14 protein-coding genes are annotated in these 19,758 nt (G+C 31.2%); 4 read left to right on the top strand and 10 right to left on the bottom strand.

All coding sequences use genetic code 11. The features are described from left to right. Nucleotides 1-80: 80 nt before the first annotated feature. On the bottom strand, nucleotides 81-1,022 hold the full coding sequence (locus ER639_RS00130; protein WP_129063719.1) for a beta-ketoacyl-ACP synthase III: 942 nt from the start codon (nucleotides 1,020-1,022) through the stop codon (nucleotides 81-83). Nucleotides 1,023-1,205: 183 nt separating this feature from the next. Next, nucleotides 1,206-2,225: a BMP family ABC transporter substrate-binding protein gene (locus tag ER639_RS00125; RefSeq protein ID WP_164993304.1), complete on the bottom strand. Its 1,020-nt coding sequence runs from the start codon at nucleotides 2,223-2,225 to the stop codon at nucleotides 1,206-1,208. Between the two features lie 81 nt (nucleotides 2,226-2,306). Here ER639_RS00125 and ER639_RS00120 point away from each other — a divergent pair, with 81 nt between their 5' ends. Continuing rightward, complete coding sequence (locus ER639_RS00120; protein ID WP_129063717.1) at nucleotides 2,307-2,501, top strand: YjzD family protein; 195 nt, start codon at nucleotides 2,307-2,309, stop codon at nucleotides 2,499-2,501. Nucleotides 2,502-2,554: 53 nt separating this feature from the next. On the opposite strand, the gene clpB is transcribed toward ER639_RS00120, so the two are convergent. Continuing rightward, entirely contained in the window at nucleotides 2,555-5,143 is a 2,589-nt protein-coding gene (gene clpB / locus ER639_RS00115) for an ATP-dependent chaperone ClpB (protein WP_129063716.1), read from the bottom strand. Between the two features lie 219 nt (nucleotides 5,144-5,362). Between clpB and ER639_RS00110 the strand changes: the two genes are divergently transcribed. Beyond that, complete coding sequence (locus ER639_RS00110; protein WP_164993303.1) at nucleotides 5,363-6,055, top strand: Crp/Fnr family transcriptional regulator; 693 nt, start codon at nucleotides 5,363-5,365, stop codon at nucleotides 6,053-6,055. Between the two features lie 38 nt (nucleotides 6,056-6,093). On the opposite strand, the gene ER639_RS00105 is transcribed toward ER639_RS00110, so the two are convergent. Then, a complete protein-coding gene (locus tag ER639_RS00105; RefSeq protein WP_129063714.1) occupies nucleotides 6,094-6,402 on the bottom strand; it encodes a metal-sulfur cluster assembly factor in 309 nt (102 codons plus the stop codon). Nucleotides 6,403-6,506: 104 nt separating this feature from the next. On the opposite strand from ER639_RS00105, the gene ER639_RS00100 reads away from it, so the two are divergent. Continuing rightward, complete coding sequence (locus tag ER639_RS00100; RefSeq protein ID WP_129063713.1) at nucleotides 6,507-7,313, top strand: Cof-type HAD-IIB family hydrolase; 807 nt, start codon at nucleotides 6,507-6,509, stop codon at nucleotides 7,311-7,313. 58 nt (nucleotides 7,314-7,371) lie between these two features. Continuing rightward, on the top strand, nucleotides 7,372-8,703 hold the full coding sequence (locus ER639_RS00095) for a CoA-disulfide reductase (protein ID WP_129063712.1): 1,332 nt from the start codon (nucleotides 7,372-7,374) through the stop codon (nucleotides 8,701-8,703). Between the two features lie 79 nt (nucleotides 8,704-8,782). On the opposite strand, the gene ER639_RS00090 is transcribed toward ER639_RS00095, so the two are convergent. The 6 genes from ER639_RS00090 to ER639_RS00065 form a co-directional block, all read right to left on the bottom strand. Continuing rightward, nucleotides 8,783-10,180 carry an alpha-amylase family glycosyl hydrolase gene (locus ER639_RS00090; RefSeq protein ID WP_164993302.1) on the bottom strand — a complete coding sequence of 466 codons (1,398 nt, stop codon included), beginning with the start codon at nucleotides 10,178-10,180 and terminating at the stop codon, nucleotides 8,783-8,785. A gap of 118 nt (nucleotides 10,181-10,298) precedes the next feature. Continuing rightward, entirely contained in the window at nucleotides 10,299-10,679 is a 381-nt protein-coding gene (locus ER639_RS00085) for a YisL family protein (protein WP_129063710.1), read from the bottom strand. 94 nt (nucleotides 10,680-10,773) lie between these two features. Beyond that, nucleotides 10,774-11,673, bottom strand: coding sequence for a fumarylacetoacetate hydrolase family protein (locus tag ER639_RS00080; protein WP_129063709.1), 900 nt, complete (start codon nucleotides 11,671-11,673; stop codon nucleotides 10,774-10,776). Nucleotides 11,674-11,736: 63 nt separating this feature from the next. Beyond that, nucleotides 11,737-12,741, bottom strand: a complete 1,005-nt coding sequence (locus tag ER639_RS00075) for a hypothetical protein (RefSeq protein WP_129063708.1) — start codon at nucleotides 12,739-12,741, stop codon at nucleotides 11,737-11,739. Between the two features lie 2 nt (nucleotides 12,742-12,743). Beyond that, nucleotides 12,744-16,307 (bottom strand): helicase-exonuclease AddAB subunit AddA, encoded by a 3,564-nt coding sequence (addA, locus tag ER639_RS00070; RefSeq protein WP_129063707.1) that lies wholly within the window; start codon nucleotides 16,305-16,307, stop codon nucleotides 12,744-12,746. Further along, a complete protein-coding gene (locus ER639_RS00065) occupies nucleotides 16,307-19,732 on the bottom strand; it encodes a PD-(D/E)XK nuclease family protein (RefSeq protein WP_129063706.1) in 3,426 nt (1,141 codons plus the stop codon). Before ER639_RS00065 ends, addA begins: the two co-directional genes overlap by 1 nt. Between the last annotated feature and the right edge of the window lie 26 nt (nucleotides 19,733-19,758).

Here is a 19,758-nt window from a genome sequence, read left to right as displayed (position 1 = left end):
TAAATTAATAATTCTTTGATTTATAAATTATTATTATATTAAATATATTTAAATTTTATTAAACCATCAAGTAACATCACTTACTTACCCCAAACCATCGTCATACCTGCATATGTTAATCCGCCACCAAAACCTACTAACACTAATTTTGAGCCGTCTTTAATCTTACCATTTTTTAATTCATGCATGATTGACAAAGGGATACTCGCAGCTGAGGTATTACCGTATTGATCAATTGTTACACTCATTTTTTCTTTTGGAATACCAAGACGTTCACGACTGGCTTCCATAATACGAATATTTGCTTGATGTGGGATAAACATATCAATCTCATCTGCAGTTAAATTTGCTTTTTCAACGACTTTAGTTGATATGTCTCCCATTATTCTTACAGCAAATTTAAATACTTCTCTACCATTCATATTGATATAACCCGTTTCAACATTATCAAATAAATATTGGCCACCACTACCATCGCTTCCCCATTCATGAGCTATAAATCCTTTTCCTTCACTAACTTCCGAAACAACAACTGCCGCAGCACCGTCTCCAAATAACATCGCTGTATTCCTATCATTTAAGTCCGTTATTTTTGACAATTTTTCACTACCTACGACCAATACATTTTTGCAAGTACCTGATTTAACAAATTGTTCAGCGGTAATTAAACTGTATATGAACCCTGAACATGCAGCAAGTTGATCCATTGCAGGAACAGGATTTAAACCCAATTTTTCTTGTATTATACAGGATACACTAGGAAATGTATGATTACCAGATGATGTAGCAGTAATGATTAAATCGATTGCTTCTTTTTGAATCCCTGCATCCTCAATCGCTTTTTGGGTTGCAATCACTGCCATATCACTCGTATCCATATCATCATCTGCAAATCGACGTGTTTTAATCCCAGTCATTTTTGTAATCCATTCATCAGAAGTATCTAAATATGACTCAAAATGCTCATTCGTTATAATGTTTTCAGGCACATATGTACCGATTCCAATAATACCTACGTTCATTGTTCCACCCATTTCTTAAGATTACTTTTTGTATATTTCATACATTCGCTTTTTTAATCCTTTTTTATGCTTAATATTGCTTTCATTTTGCTTCTATTATTTTCAACAAACAATTATTACATAGTTTTATTACCAGGTACTAATTTACCACAAAAATAAAAGAACAACAATTGATTTGTTGTTCTATTTTTGTGGTTTCAAATTATATTGTTTTGTATAAACATGGACGTCTGATTGTGGTAGTTTTTTGTGATCAGGTAATAAATTCGTTTCTTTGAAATGTTTAATCATTGTTGCGATATCATTTTTAGTTTTTAAATCTACTTTTTTTGAAATAGGTCCTAAAGTGGAAATATTTTCGCTCATGCCATAATGCTTAGTACCACCGAGTAAATTATTTCTTACATATTTATCAGCAATATCTTGATAAGTTGTTGATATATTTTGAATGGTACTTGTCAATACAAAATCACCATAATGGGATTGATCCATGATATAGCCAATTGCTTTTTTATTCATAGCTTTGACCATCAATAACGATTCGACACTTACACCATCAGCTGCTGGATAAACGACATCTACTTTATCATGTTGAATCATGTCTTTTGTGATTTGTCCTGATTTACGAAAATAACTCCATGTACCTACGTAATTTGCAATGATTTTAATATTAGGATTATCATAGTGAGCACCTTGGATAAAACCTTTTATTTCAGGTTGTGTCTTAAATGCACCAATCACTCCTATATTCCCTGTATGTGAAGATCGACTTGCAACAATCCCCGCAAAAAAACCTTGGGCATAACCGTCAATATTTATCGCTGTTACATTGCGGTGTTGACTTTCACCATTTAGAAACACAAAATGGATATTTGGATACTTCTTGGCAAATTTATTAAATGACTTTTCAAATTCACTACCTTGTCCATAAATGATATTGACTTCACGCTCAGCCCATAAATTAATTTGACGTTCAATTTTACTTTCTGTATTGACGTTTTGTTCGAAATATAAATTTGCATCATATTTTTGAGCAATTTCTTGCATAGCTTTATAACCTTCTGTTCCCCATGTTTGGTCATTAATATTATCTGGAAACATAAAGGCAACAGTATTCATTGGTTGGTTTTTCGGATAGGAAATATATACTAAAATGCCAAGCAACAAAAAGAAGAACGAAAAGAAAAGGATGATTTTTTTCATAGTAACCTCACTGTAAGGGTATACAATTATTATGTACATCGTTATAATAATTAATATAACACAATGTGGAGGATTATGAATATGCAATATATTATGACATTCGTTTGGGCATTTATTTTAGTTCAAATGGTTAACTTCGTTTTAATGAGTTTAGGTGGCGGACATGATTTAAACTTAGATTTCGCTTCAATTATGGGAGTTGTATTTGGTGCGTTAGCAGTGATTGTCGCAGCACTTATTCCAAATGAACCAATTCCACAACATCACGAACACTAATAAAAGCGTCTGAATGCTCAGACGCTTTTATTTTTTTATTTTAAACTTTTTATTTACATTACATTAAATGTCACACCGTTATCTGATAATCCCACTTCAATAACTGTACCTTCAGGATACCCTTCACGAATGATATTTCTAGCAAGTGGCGTTTCAATATGACGTTGTACAAATCGTTTTAATGGTCTTGCACCAAATTGTGGTTCATAAGCCTCTTTTGCTACCCAATGTTTCACTTCGTCAGATACTTTTACTTCTAAATGTTGATCCATTAATCTCATATTCAATTGCATAATTAATTTATCAACAATGTATGTCATATCATTTGCAGATAATGGTTTAAACAATACAATATCGTCCATACGATTCAATATTTCAGGCTTAAAGTATGCATGTAAGCTATCCATTACTAACTTTCTTGCTTTATTTGTAATTTCATCATTTTGAATCCCATCAAGTAAATATTGTGAACCAATATTACTTGTCATAATGATGATTGTATTTTTAAAGTCTACAACACGACCTTTTGAATCCGTTAATCGACCTTCATCTAACAATTGTAACAATACGTTAAATACATCACTATGTGCTTTTTCAACTTCATCCAATAAGATGACTGAATATGGATTACGTCTAACCGCTTCTGTTAATTGTCCACCTTCTTCGTAACCCACATAACCTGGAGGTGCACCAATTAATCTTGCTACTGCATGTTTTTCCATATACTCACTCATATCGATACGAATCATATGTTTTTCAGAATCAAACATTGTTGATGCTAATGTTTTTGCAAGTTCTGTTTTACCAACACCTGTTGGTCCTAAGAATAAGAAACTACCGATTGGACGATTTGGATCTTTAATCCCAGCTCTAGCACGAACCACAGCATCTGCAACTAAATCAACCGCTTCATCTTGCCCTACAACACGTTCATGAAGTATATCTGATAGTTTAAGTAATTTTTCTTTCTCGGTTTCAACTAATTTACTCACTGGAATACCTGTCCATTGCGAAACGATATATCCGATTTCTTCTTCGGTAACAACTTCACGAATTAATCGATCAGTACCTTTCGTTTCTTCAATTAAATTATTTTCAAGTTCAGTTAATTCTTTTTCAATTTTAGGAATGGCACCATATTGTAATTCTGATGCTTTTGCCAAGTCATAATTCGTTTGTGCTTCTTCTAATTGTTTTCTTAATCGGTCAAGTTCTGCTCGTTTTTCTTGAACAATCGCAATTTGACCTTTTTCTTTCTCAACACGTGCGTTTAATTGTTGTTGCTTTTCTTTTTCATTTGCTAATTCCCTTTGCAGTTCTTCTAAACGCGATTTACTTCTAGCATCTTTTTCTGACTTTAATGCTTTTTCTTCAATTTCTAATTGTAGTACACGACGATTAACCGCATCTAATTCTGTAGGGTTTGATCCCATCTCAGTACGAATGGTTGCACAAGCTTGGTCTACCAAATCAATCGCTTTATCTGGTAAGAAACGATCTGTGATATAGCGATCACTTAACTCTGCAGCTGCTACTAAAGCGTTATCTTGAATTCGTACACCGTGATGGACTTCATAACGTTCTTTTAAACCACGTAAGATAGAAATTGTATCTTCTAAATCCGGTTCTTTAACTAATACTTTTTGGAAACGTCGTTCCAATGCCGAATCTTTTTCAATGTATTCACGATATTCATTCAACGTTGTTGCACCAATACAATGTAACTCCCCACGTGCAAGCATTGGTTTAAGCATATTACCAGCATCCATCGCGCCATCTGTTTTACCTGCACCTACCAGCATATGAATTTCATCAATGAATAAGATGATTTCACCATTCGATTCTTTTACTTCTTTTAATACTGCTTTTAATCTTTCTTCAAATTCACCTCTAAATTTTGCACCGGCTACTAATGCTGATAAATCTAATTCAAAAATCGTTTTATTTAAAAGTGAATCAGGCACATCTTTTTTAACAATACGTTGTGCCAATCCTTCCACAATCGCAGTTTTACCAACACCGGGTTCACCAATTAAAACAGGATTGTTTTTCGTTTTACGACTTAAAATTCTAATCGTATTTCTAATTTCTTCGTCACGTCCTATGACAGGATCCATTTTACCTTTTTTAACTTCTTCAACTAAGTCACGGCCATATTTTTTAAGCACTTCGTATTGTACTTCAGGATTTTGTGTAGTCACTTTGTTACCCCCTCTAATATTCATAATAATTTCTTTAATCACATCTTGTTTATTCCCAATAAAATCTTTTGTTAATGTGTGTTTCGTGATCAATGCCATAATGATATGTTCAACCGATACATATTCATCTTCAAAAGTTTTCATTTGTTGATTTGCTTCATTAAGTACAGTATTTAAATTTTGAGATAAATAACTGCCATATTGAATGTTTTCACCTTCAACTTGTGGATATTTTTGAAGGGCCTGCTGTATTAAAGTTTCATATTGCTTTATATCTATATTTGCTCTTTCAAAAACTGTTTGGAGCATATTATCACTATTAACTAGGAAATGTTTGATTAAATGTTCGGTTTCAATTTGTTGTTGTTTCATTTCAACTGCTTCGTTTTGGGCAAACTGAATTGCATTTTGTACGTTATATGTCATTTGATCGAGATTCATAAAATCACCTCTTTGAAATATTCGCCTAAGAAGTTTGACCTTCTTTGACCTTAATTTGATTATAGTCCCTTTTATTTTACTTTTCAAATAAAAACACTCATTTTAAAATTTTTTTTAGATAATTTATCAAAAGATACATTTCAATGATATAATTAATTTTGTATTACCAATTTGTACTCAATGTTTAAAAGAAAAATGAAGAAGAGAGGTGATACTTTGATGCAAGTAGATTTCCGAGAGGCAACAAGTATCATAAACTTTATAAAAGAAGAAGGCAAAATAGAGACGTATGACCATCATCAATTCATTTATCAAGCTGAAGATCCTTCTGATACGATTTACTTAATTCAAGAAGGTAATGTTTTGATTAATCGTGTTCTAGAGGATGGGAAAGAATTTTCATTGAAGATGTTAGGACCTAGAAGTATCTTTGGTACGACAACATTATTCTGTGGTGCTAAAAAACATTCATTGTTTGCACGCACAAAAACGAAAACTACAGTCTATAAAATGCCTGTGGTTCAATTTGAAAACGCCATTTTAAATGATGAAGTATTAAAATATGAGTGGCTGTTGTTCATTCAAAATGAGAATGCTAAACAAGAGTACCGCTTCCGTGATTTATTTACTTTAGGAAAAAAAGGTGCCCTTTATTCCACATTAATTCGTTTATCTAACACATATGGCACATATACAGATGAAGGAATGTTACTCAATGTCGATTTAACAAACAATGAATTAGCGAACTTCTGCAGCACAACACGTGAAAGTGTCAACCGTATGATCAGTGAATTAAAGAGTAAAAATGTTATCAAAACAGAAGGTAAAAGAATCACTATATTAGACATGCAATATTTGAAGGATGAAATCAATTGTGAAAATTGTCCAATCAATATTTGTCGCATAGAATAAAAGAAGCAAAAACCGCTGAAATGGTTTTTGCTTCTTTTTTAACTTACACCTAATGCAATTTTCGCATAGCGACTCATCATATCTTTAGACCAAGGTGGATTCCAAACGATGTTTACTTCCGTTTCTTTAACCTCTGGTAATTCACCAAGTGCAGTTTTCACTTGATCAATAATTTGAGGTCCCATTGGACATCCCATTGATGTTAAAGTCATTTCTACAGTAACTAATCCATCATCATCCATATCAACGTGATAAACTAAACCTAAATTAACGATATCTATACCTAATTCTGGATCAATAACATTTTCTAATGCACCCATTAAACTATCTTTCATTGCTTCTTCCATAATTGTCACCTCACTATCTTTATTATAAGTATAACTATATCAAATCTATTACCTTTATCCAATAAAATGATATGATGGACATATGACATTTTGGAGGTATTAATATGGATAAACATTTAATTTGCCTAGATTTAGATGGCACTTTATTAAATGACGAAAAGGTCATTACTACAAAAACAAAAAATATATTACTTCAATTAAAGGCTTTAGGGCATGAAATTATGATTTCAACGGGTCGTCCTTATCGCGCAAGTCAAATATACTATCAAGAACTTGGCATGACGACACCAATCGTTAATTTCAATGGTGCCTTTGTACATCATCCTACTGATATGACATTTAAAACACATCATACACCTTTAGATTTAGATGTTGCGCATGAAATATTTAAAAAGATTCCTGAATTAAATATTAAAAATATCATTGCAGAAATTAAAGATCACGTATATTTACACTATCATGATGAAATTCTTTTTGAAGGATTTAGCATGGGTAATCCACAAATATTAAGTGGAGATTTGGTTAAAGCCATTCAAGAAGGACCAACATCTATTTTGATTCAAGCAGAAGAAATTGAAATACCAAATATATATAAACATTTAGATGAAGTTTATGCCGAACATTTAGAACATAGACGATGGGGTGCACCTTATCCCGTTATTGAAATTGTTCAAAAGGGTATCAATAAAGCAGTTGGTATTGAAATTGCTAAAGATTATTTAAATATTGATCGTAAAAATATTATCGCTTTTGGTGATGAAGATAATGATTATGAAATGATCAAATATGCTGGAACAGGTGTCGCAATGGGCAATGCCATTCGTGAGTTAAAAGCTGTCGCTGATTGTGTAACTGCTTCGAATAATGAAGATGGTATCGGCCAATTTTTAGAAGAATACTTTAATTTATAATTCTAAATTAAAAATTAAAGTTAAATATTTAAATTAAAATATATTAGGAGGTGTCACTATGAAAGTCATTATTGTAGGGGCCGTCGCAGGTGGTGCAACAGTTGCATCTCAATTGCGACGTATCAATCCCAATATTGAAATTACGATATATGAAAAAGATCGAGATATGAGTTTTGCCAATTGTGGCCTACCTTACTATTTAGGTAATGTCATTGAAGATCGATCATCCTTAGTTCAATCAAACCCTCAACAATTTTTAGAAAATAAAAATATCACTGTGCATACTTATCATGAAGTCACTAGTATAGATACAATAAAACAAACTTTAACCATTCATGATATTAAAAATGAAAAAGATATTAATGATGCTTATGATTATTTAATATTATCACCTGGTGCAAAAGTTGTGACATTACCACAACTGAATGCTCCACACGTCTTCTCTCTTAGAAATTTAGAAGACACAGACAAGATTGAAGCCTATATTAAAAAGGAAAACGTACAAACTACACTTGTTATTGGTGCAGGATATATTAGTTTAGAAATGGTTGAAAACTTAAAAATACGAGGTTTGGATGTTACGTTAGTCCATCGCAATCAAGATTTATTTAAAAATGCTGATAAAGCGATTCGTAAAAATATTGCGCCACTTTTAAAAGAAAATGGTGTGCATATTCAACTTGATGATGAAGTAAAACAACTTGATGGTAAAAAAGTCATTTTTAAATCCGGAAAAATCGCTTCATATGACATGATCATCTCTGCGATTGGTATTCAGCCGAACACAGCATTTTTGCCAAAACAAATTGAAAAAACAGAATCAAAGCATATTAAAGTCAATCCATTTTTCCAAACGAACGTACAAAATATTTATGCACTTGGAGATGCCGTAGAATTAAGTTACGCACACGTTGATTTAAAAACACCACTTGCACTTGCTTGGCCAGCACATCGTGCAGCAAGTCTTATCGCTAAAAACATTGATCGTAATACAAAAAATCAACAACCAGTACCTTTTGTAGGTATTGTTGGCACAAGTATATTAAAACTCTTTGATCAAACTTTTGCTTCTGTAGGTATACAAGAAAAAGATTTAGATCAATTTGATGTCGTTACTATTGAACAAACGCAAAAAAGTAACGCCGGGTATATGCCAAATGCACAACCAATTACGCTGATTGTTCATTTTGAAAAATCTTCACGAAAATTATTAAGAGCCAGTGCGTGTGGTAAGCATGGTGTTGATAAACGCATTGATATTTTATCAACGTTAATGAAAAAATCTGCTACAGTTGATGAATTAATGGATGTAGAAATTGCCTACAGTCCACCCTATGCATCACCTAAAGATATTATTAATATGATTGGTTATAAAGCTCAAGCCTATTAATTGAATAAAACATTAATAAAATCTCCAAATTAAAAGGCACTAAATGTGAAAATACATTTTAGTGCCTCTTATATTTTAATTATGATATTTGTTGTTTTCGTTTTGATTTTTTAGCTACCAGTACTATAAATATAGTGAATAAAATGATGATTGTAGCAGCTGCAATGATATAACCATAGTTTAATCCGCGCTCATTAATCACTGCGTACAACTCCGCTTCTTCACGATTCGTGATCAATTTGTATTGTCCATCTTTTTCATAAACTCTATCACCAATTAATAAACCTGATAACATTTTACCTTTTTCAACATAAGTCTTATCTAAATTCACGGCTGTTGATTTACTTGTATTGTTAATGTTAAAAATATAGTCAACATCATTCGTATCAAAACGAATCACTTGATTTCCTTCTTTATTGTATATGATTTTTGCTTCTCCAGTATATAAAGCTCGGTACTTATGTAAAACTTCTGATGTTGTTTTTAAGTAATCAGTTACTTCTTTTTCTGTTCTAAAGTCTAACAATTGATGAATACCCGGCATATCTTTACCATTCATTGCAATTTCTGTACCATATGTCATTGCAACTGGATGTTTTTGAATATATAAGTACGCCATTAATAACTTGATTCTTGTACCTGGAAACATATTTTCATCCGCTGCGAATTTCGTAAATCGAGGTGTAAAGAAATTATCAGCAGCTAACATTTCATCCGCTTCAAAAGTCGCTGGCATTTTTTGATCTGTTGTTTTAAAACTTTGAGCAATATCTTTTGTAGATTGTCCTTTTTCTACATAATCAAAGCCTTTTACGCTACTCACTTCATTTAGTATAGCCATTTTAATCATGTCTTTTGGTAAAATATCTGTGAAATCCATATGATCTTGATATAGATACATCGAAATACCGTCTACTTTATATTTAGATACAAAGTTGGCAAGCATTTTTTGATATTTTTGTTGGTTGGCAACTTGATTAAAATCAATGACATCGATATCTTTGTAATATTGCTTTGCAATGTCATTCATTTTCACATCTTTAGTCGCAGTAAAACCATCTGTTGCCGTAACAGGCATATCAACAATAACTTTAAGTCCTTTTTGATGTGCCATTTTAATCATTTTATTAAAGTTTTCTTCGCCGCCGTATACAGAATCTATTTTTTCATAATTTTTGATTTTATAACCTAAATAATCATTTTGCTCTTTTTCAAAAACAGGTGATATATTAATGCTGTTAAAGCCCATTTCTTTAATATAGTCTAGTTTAGAAATAATGCCTTGAAAATCACCACCATATGGCAATTGATCATTTTTATTATTATGTATATGTTTATTGTTCTTTTCATTACCATTTAAAAATCGGTCAATGACGATACGATATGTTCTTAAATCTTGATTGTTTGTTTTAGCTTCTGCCACATGAACTTGTGAAAATAACAAAATCACGATTAAGCTACACAGTAATCTTTTCATAAAATCCCCCATTTTTTTTCATTACTCTCATTATACTAAATGTTGTTACTTTTGAGTGAGTTACATGAAAAGTTCATAAAAAAAACAAAAAAGAGGTCGAAACCTCTTTTTTTGTTGATTATTTAAACATACCCATAATACCTACCATTGGTAAATGTAAACCTAAACCAATCGTAATTAATGCTACAACAAATGTAATGATGAAAAATGTTCTTGATGGTTTTTTCTTTTTCTTTTTAGCTAAAGTCATTTCAGCTAAACCAATAGTCGCTAAACCAAATACAAACTTTAAACCATACATCATATGGTCAATATCGCCCTTCATTACTTGAACGAATAATACAATACCACTTACAATTGTAATTAACATGAATAGACGTAAAGTCATGTGAAGTGGTTTGTATAAACGACTTGGTCCTTGACGATCTGAGAAATTTTCATAACTTGAATAAAATAAAATTAAAACTAATAACCAACTTAAAATGTGTAAATGTAACATATCTTCACTCCTTCTCAATCATTTTAACACAGAAAAAAAATAGTGCCTAGTGAATACACTAGGTACTATTTATTAAAGATGATTTTATTTTAAATTATTCACCAATTGTATTTGTTAAAGTACCAATACCATCGATTGTAATTTTAATTTCATCACCACGTTTTAAATATACAGGAGGGTTCATACCTGCCCCTACCCCATGTGGTGTACCTGTTGCGATTACATCACCAGGGTGTAATGCGATATATTTAGATACTTCAGCAATTAAATCATCAATTTTTAAGACCATTTGACTCGTATTGCCATCTTGACGAATTTCATTATTCACTTTTGTAACAATATTTACGCGTTCAGGCGTTGGCAATTCATCTTTTGTCACAATGTATGGACCCATTGGACAACCACCGATTAAGCTCTTAGATAAAAATGCTTGTGCATGTTCTTTTTGTAAATCACGCGCAGTAATATCATTAATAATCGTATAACCATATACGTAATCTAAAGCTAAGCCTTTAGGAATTTTGTGACCATATTTACCAATGACAATACCTAATTCTCCTTCATAATCCAATGCATTGGTTACATCACTATGTGAAGGAATTTCATTTAAATCACCAATTAAACTTGACGGTGCTTTTGTAAATACATACAATTCATCTACTTCATTATTCAATTCTTCAGCATGTTTTGCATAGTTTCTACCAACAGCAATGACATTGTTTGTCGGGACTACTGGTGGTAAAAATTGAATTTCATTAAAATCAACTTTATATTCATCACGATTTTCTGATTGATCTGCGGCAACTACAGCCTTACGAACATATTCTTGAAAATCAACTGAGCCATTTTGTTGTAAACCTTCTAATAATGTCTTTGGATAATGCTCATCTGCAAAGTCTGCAAATACTTTTGGTAATATCCAAGCCGCTTCTTCACGTTTTACTTTTACACCATATGTTGACTCATTGTTGTACTTAAAAGATAAAAATTTCATTCACTTCACTCCTCATCGTTATTACTTCATTATACATAAACATTTAAGAATATTCATGCAATTCTATTTGATAAGACGTTTTTTGTTAATCATCACCATTAACATAAATAGCATATATACACATATCGCAAAAATAAATCCTTTTGATAACAATGTGTTCAAATGTGTTACACCAAAAGTTGTCCACTTTGTATAAATATTTGGCGCTATCGCATCAATCAATATTAAACTGGCTATCATTGCAAATACAACTGCCTTCAAATCCTTCATTTCAATTGTATGAGGTTTGAAAAGTCTTCCCAGTGCAATAATAAAATAAGCTATTGATATACTTTGGACAAATGCACCAAAGATGATGCCTAGCCAAATCAAAGTATAATCACTAAATAAGTACATCACACCTCTAAGCATCGTACCCATGATGAATAATATACCTACGATAAGTAAACTGATGATTGATATTTTTATGCTTTTCTCAAATAAATATTGACTAATATTTACCGAAATATAAGAAACGATGATTATCAAAATGATTAGCCACAATAAAGATGGAATTTGCTCTAAATTATACTGAAAACGCTCAAATAGCGAACCTTTTACATATACTTCAATATTTCTTTGAAAGCCATCGACATCTAAAAAACTTTCATGGTTAAATCTTAAAATAAATACTGGAATCAAAACAATGAAAAACAACATTCCCATTAAAACGACACTCACTGTTTGATTCATTCTATCAGTTAGTAATTTAGCAATAAGTAAACCAATGCTTAAATAAAAAACGATACTGAATCGATTCCATGTAATGAGCAACAATCCGATTAAAGTAAATATTAATAATAATTTTAGTGACAATACTGATTTCAAATAATGACCGAATAACATCATGATTAAAAATACTGGTGTGATGATTAAAAACAAATAATTCAATTGCATTAAACTTAAGTCTTCTGATTGATAGTATTCAAATGGGTGGACAAATTGTACGGGTTGATTGTGTAAAATACCAATTGATATCCCATACCAAATTAACACCAATGCAATCACAATAAATCGAAACAATCTCATGATTAAACCTCTATTTCTTTATATTCAAAAAAGTATAAATAACCTTTCACGGTAGTGCCTAATAATGCTTCTAATGTTTTCTTGTAGGCATCCATTTGGAATTGGTACTTTGCTTTCATTTCTTGTAGTACATCATCTTTAGACTTTCCTAATCTTAAATTAAATCGATCCGTCTTATAATCCAAGAAATAATATTGACCCTCTACTTTATAAACACAATCAATCATACCTTGGATGACTTGTCCTGGTAATGCTTCATCGAAGATATATTCTTTGCCAATTACAAATGGTAATTCATAATATACTTCATCGGCATGTACTAATTGTTCAAATATTTTTGATTGCGTAAACTTAAATATTTTTTCTTGATCAATATATGATTTATCACTCGCTTGAATGATATTACGCTCAATCAACTTATTAATTAACTGATTGATATCCGAAAGTGCCCACCCTTGTTTTCTAGGTAAATGTTGCATAATCGTATGCATTAATGTACCTATTTCTGCATTCGTTTTCTTTTTTTGTTGTATGAATTGTGGACGGTCAAAATCTGATTGTTCAAGAATATGGCGATTAACATAGCGATAAGTTGTCGTTTCATCTTCATCTTGTTGCTGCTTAATTTCTGAAACACTCTCTTTAGTTGGTAAATCAAATACATTTTGATACGGATATTCAAATGCATTGATTTCATCAAGCCATTCTGTATTACTTTGTATTACATCATTTTTTGTTTCATTTTCTTCATCAGCCAATTCATCAAGTTTTGTAATAAACTGATAACTGATATTTAAAGGTTTCGTATGTGTAAAAATACTACCACCAATAAAATCTATCGGCTTATTCGCCTTATTTCTGAATGCATCATCTAATTTATGATGTAGTGTGGCCGCTTGATAATCTTCTAATGCACTTTCTATCGTTGCATCACCTACAAATTCATCGTGAATCTTTTCAAGGTCGACCACTTCATCATCAGAAAGTTTGCTAACCAATATAAGTTGGTTAATGGCACGCGTTAGTGCTACATACATTAACCTTAATTCCTCAGAAACTTGTTCACGTTTTAATTGTTCTTTTAATCGTTTTGTTAATAAATTTGGATGACTTAAATTCAATTCTGGCTTAAAAGTATTTAAAGCAACACCATACATTTGTGACATCAATAAAGGTTTACTTAAATCCATTAAATTATATTCCGTTTGTAAACCTGTATAAATGACAAACGGAAATTCCAATCCTTTAGATGCATGAACTGTCATAATACGCACAACATTTGATTCGTCATTTAAAATATTTTCTTCACCAAAATCTTTACCTTCAGCAATCATTTTATCAATGAATTGAATAAATTGATAAATACCGCTGTAACTTGAAGATTCGAATTGATCAGCCTTTGCTTGTAATCCTTTCAAGTTCGCTACACGCTGCTTACCAGCAGGCAACATTAAATATTTCTCAATCAGATGCGTGTCATCAAATATATATTGCAATAAATCAGTAACGTTTAATGTTCTAGCCTGTGCTCTATAATCTTTTAAATCCGCTAAAAATGCCTGTAATTTCATTTTTAATTCATGATTTTCACCATGGTTCACATACGTTGTTATATTTTCATATAGTGATAATTGTTTATTTAATAATTTGATTTCAGCAAGTTCAGTTTCACTGATTTGATAGATAATACTGCGTAATACGCCTGCAAGATGAATGTCTTGAATCGGATTATCAATAATTCTAATAAAACTCATCATTGTTCTAATTTCATCTGTATCAAAATAACCTTGATCAGATTTGATAAATACGGGTATGTTATGTGCTGCCAATATTGATTGGAATTGGTATGCATCTCTTTTGATGCCCCGTTTTAAAATAACAATATCTCTAAACTCTGCATATCTTTCTTGATTTAAATCTTTATCAAAAACTTTTTCTTTCCCGACGATTTGGTTAATTTTTCTCGCAATATATTCGATATCAGCATCTCTATTTTCTAACTTTTTATCATCTACAAATATCAGTTCTGTTGGTAAACCGTAAACATCATCCTCAAGGGATTTAAATTTACCACAATTTAGCCTTTGCTTACCTTCATATTCAATTTCTCCAAATTGATGGTCCATTACACGATCAAATATCGCGTTTGTATCATTAATAACATGTAATCCAGATCTAAAGTTATCGGATAAATCAATGACTTTTCCTGTATGATTCGTCTTAAAATCATTGTATTTTTGCAAAAATAATTGTGGTTCTGCTTGTCTAAATTTATAAATGGATTGTTTTACATCTCCTACCATAAATAAATTTTGTTCACCCTTATTTTGCTTTTTGATGGATTGAATAATCGCTTCTTGAACACGGTTAGTATCTTGATATTCATCAATCATGATTTCATGGTAATGTTCTCGAAGTTGTTTTGCTATCTCAGTTGGCTTTCCATCTTTAATTAATATTTGTAACGCAAAGTGCTCATAATCCGAGAAATCAATAACTTTTCTTTCACTTTTAAGTTGTTTAAATACATGCATCACTTCTTGTGTGATTTTCACCAATAAGTTTAAGAAAGGTTTCGTCGTTACAATATCTGATTTCATTTGTGAAAAATCATCATATAGATAATTCATAACGAGCGTCTTTAATGATTCTCTTATCGGCTTGATTTGAGCAGTGATTTCACGAATTAAGTCTTTATCGGCATCTTTTTTACGACTACCTGAAGCAGCACGTTCAAACAATACTTTAAAGTGCCCAGGCATTGATTCAAAATCTTCAGGTAAACTATTAATTTCTTGAATGATACCTTTTAATTGTAATACTACTTTTTCAAAGTCTGGATGATGCTCTATTTGATATAGAATGTGATTTAAATCAGCCAAATGCATTTGAAGGTTTTGCTTAAACTCATGAGCAATTTGTTGAAACAATTGATTCATGTTTTCTTCTTCAAATTGTTGCGTCATTGATAATAACCATTCGTTAGGATTTGGATTGGCAATAGCAAAATAGTACATACGCTGAATCGCAGACCTTAACCCTGAATCATTTCTGTCTGAAGAGAGCATTTGTACCAATTGAATAAACAATGTATCATTGTCGGCATAATAACTTTCCATAGTTTCATCAATGGCTTGGCTGAGTAACATTTGAATTTCTTCTGTACTCCCCGTTCTAAAAGAAGGATCTAAATCAATTGTAAAATAATATTGTTCAATCAATTTCAAACAAAAACTATGTAATGTAGATATATCAGCATGGTGTATTTTAACTAATTGTTGATTCAAATGTCTAAAAAGCGCTTGATTTTCAATAATTTCTTCAGATTTCAGACGGCTTTGAATACTTTTTAACAATCTTTGTTTCATTTCTTTAGCACTCGCATTTGTAAAAGTGACGACGAGTAATTCATCAACATTAATAGGTGACGTTGTAATGCCTAAAATTTTCTGCAAAATACGTTCAATCAATACCGTTGTTTTACCACTACCCGCTGCAGCAGATACTAAAATATCTTCATGCATCGCTGATATAGCTTCTTGTTGTTCTTTTGTCCATGTAGGCATTACAATTCTCCTCTCTCTAGTAATTGACGAACATCAATTTTTTCATCTAAAACCCTAATGTCTTGTTTATTGATTATTGGATCAATATGACATACAGGCTTGAATTCACAAAAAGTACACGGTCTTTTTTTCCCATATTCTATTGGTGCTACTTCAATATGTCCTTCATAAATATGTTCGGCGGTTTTCTTAATATTTTCTTTATTTTTATGAATCAATTGATAAAAATCTTGTTGCTCAATAAAGTTATTTTTATATTGACCATTAATTTTTACACCTTCTTTATTTTGTGTGATTTTTGCGCTTATATTCATAGGTTGGTTTGTTTCTTCTAATTGAGTATCTAAAGATTGAACTACCGATACATCATTTACAAATAAACCTTTATGAAGATAATGATTAATTGGTGTATTTAAGATGGTTTCAACTTTACTTTCTTTTATATTTTTCATAAAACTTTGATAATCTTTAAAATTCGAAAATTTATTTTGTGAAGACTTTACGTGAAAATACAACATTCCTGAAGGTAATAATTCAGTTTCAATGGCCATTTTTGTTTTGTTTTGCAAAGCAATATCTAAATACGTAATCAATTGCATTTGAATCCCATAATAGACTTTCTTTAAATCCAAATCTGTATCACTTGATTTGTAGTCGATGACATTAACATATGTTTTATTATCCGTTTTAAATAAATCAACTCGATCAATCGTGCCACTTAAATAAATATCAATACCATTATTGGTAGTAACTTTTGGACTATGGAATTTATTTTTTTTTGGTTTTAGTAAATATTCAAAGTCTATCTCTGTTCCAAAATTTTCAAAATGACTGTTTGTTTGTTGGGTATTAATCATCATAAATGATTTTTTAATAATACGTTTAATTTGTGTCTTAATATAATTGAGATGATATTGACTCGAACTTAACACTGCAAATTCAATTTCTTTTTGATGTTGTTCAAAATACGCATCTACATATTGATCAATTTCATCAGGATTTTTTATCATCTTTTGATATTTATCAGTAAGATCGCTCAGTAATTCATGGAAAATACTTCCTAACGTACTCGCTTTCAACTGGAATGGTTCTCTTTTTTTCAATTGAATGCCGTACTGTGCATAATACTTAAATGGACATTGATTAAAGGTTTCAAAGCGAGAGACACTTGCTTTAATTTGATCACCATATAAGGATTTTATATATTGCTTATCAAGCGGTTTCGCAAGGTTTTGATAATGATTTAAAGTAAAAATAGAGCGATATTTAGGTATTTGTGCATAATATTTCACTATTGGTTGCCATGATTCGTGTTCAAAATGCTCAACTACTTGTTGAACATTTGCAGCAATATGATTGATTTTAGCTTTTGGATCTTCTATCAATGCTGTTTGGATGATATGAATTGAGTCAAACATCTCTATAATATGATTGAGGTATATGGATGGTGTCATTGCTTCACCATTAATCTGGCCACAATAACTAATATATAAACGTTCTCTTGCATTTGTTAATGCTGTATATGCAACAAACGCTTCATCTTCAGTTAAATGCTCACTCGTAGGTGCCAAATTAAAATAAGGAGCCAGTTGAATCTTTTCTTGGTCGGTAATCATTGGATTCATTTGTGTAGGTCTTGGTAAAATACCATCATTAAAACCACAAACAAATACGACTGCAGCATTCTCAATTTTTGCTAAATCTAAATTTAATATTTTAATCTGATCTAACCCTTGAGGTAGTGCATTAAATTTTAATGCGTCTAAACCTACGATGATCACTTCTTTAAACGTACTATAGGTCATCTCTTTATCATTTAAGACTGCAACAAATTCATCTAAAACACGATTTAAACCGCTGACCAATTGATCATTTTCTAATGCTTTATATAACTGACCACTTTCTTTAAAGTGCATTTGCTCATCTTTAATATGTGCTAAAACTTGTTCGTGTTCTAACCATTCATATAAATTCGTTGCAAATGCAGTTGCTGAAACAGTACTTTTAAGCGCATCAAGTAATGGCGTAATGCGACTTGTAATCATCGAAATAAATTTCATCAAATCCTCGTGAGATTTTACAATATGAGCTTTAGTATCATCATTTTTATGATTCAATTGACTTTGATAAATTTGCAAACGATTATTTTCAACCAAATCTTTATAAGTCAATCCTCTTTCAATCATAAAATTCTCAAGTGTATCCACTTTAACCATCATTTCATCTAAACGATCAAACGGAAATAACAAACCTGTTTTTAACGCTTTAAATAAATATTCATTAATATATGGTTTTTCTATGAAATTGAGTAAACCCGTTAAAAATCCGACCAAATGATGATGTTTCATTTGTGATTGGTAGTCTGTATGATATGGTATATCGTGCTTTTGACTAGCTTGTATGAGTGCTTTTGCATAACGCTCATCACGATACAATATGTTGATTTCTTTATAGCGATAAGTACCATTTTGAGTCATTTGATGTATTTCAAACATCATTTGTTGAATTTCTTCTTCGAATTGATCAGCTTGAATTAATTGGATCGATTGATCTGATTTCTGTTTTGTAGGCATTAGTTTGTTGAATTGACTTTCTAAATGGCTTAAATCTGAAGTTTTAAATCTTTTCGGTTGTTTTTGAATCGTAGTTTCTTTTATTTCTAACCCTTTAAATGTTTCTAAAAGTAAGCGGTGTGTTTCATTCGTTTTTCTAAATAAAGAAGGCTCTGATTCATCATTCGTTAATAATAAATGCATCTCACTCACACAAGCAATTTGACGTAGCACAGCATATTCAATTGTTGTAAAGTTATAAAATCCATCGACAATAACCGTTGCATCTTGCATTAGTGGAGATTTTTCAATTAATTCGATCAATTCTAAGTACGTATCTTCTTTTAATTTAAATTGTGACTTTATTTCATTCTCCAAAAGCTCATAAATGAATGAAATATCTTGTAACTTATCTTTTGTACTTACTGGTAATTGATCTGATGCAAGTACTTGTTTTAATTGCTCTAAGTCAACATGGTACTTTTTAAATTCAGAAATGGTTTGGGCCATTTTTTGACTGAATCCATAATAATGACTTGATTTCTCAAAACGTTTAAGTTCTGTTTTATTGTGATTTAATAAATAATAAATCATCATTTCTAAACCAGATGATGATAATGGCATTAAGTCATTACTACCTGATTCCATGACTAATCGATGATACAGTCTATCTAAACTATAAATTGCAACACGCATACTACCTTTAATTTCCGGATCATTCGCAAATGCTTGCTCAATTGAAAACGTAGATTGGCGTGGTGCAATATAAATAATGGGTTTTCCTAGAGGTGTTTTTAACATTTCTTTTATCATTTGAATGACTTCGTAAGTCTTACCAACACCTCTACGGCCTTGAACGATTTGTACTGACATTACTGACCTCCTAAAATAAAAGTGCT

This window comes from Macrococcus sp. DPC7161 (assembly GCF_004117835.1).
Lineage (GTDB): Bacteria > Bacillota > Bacilli > Staphylococcales > Staphylococcaceae > SDSC01.
Note: the sequence above shows the minus strand (reverse complement) of the source record. Positions and strands in the feature narration are given on the sequence as shown.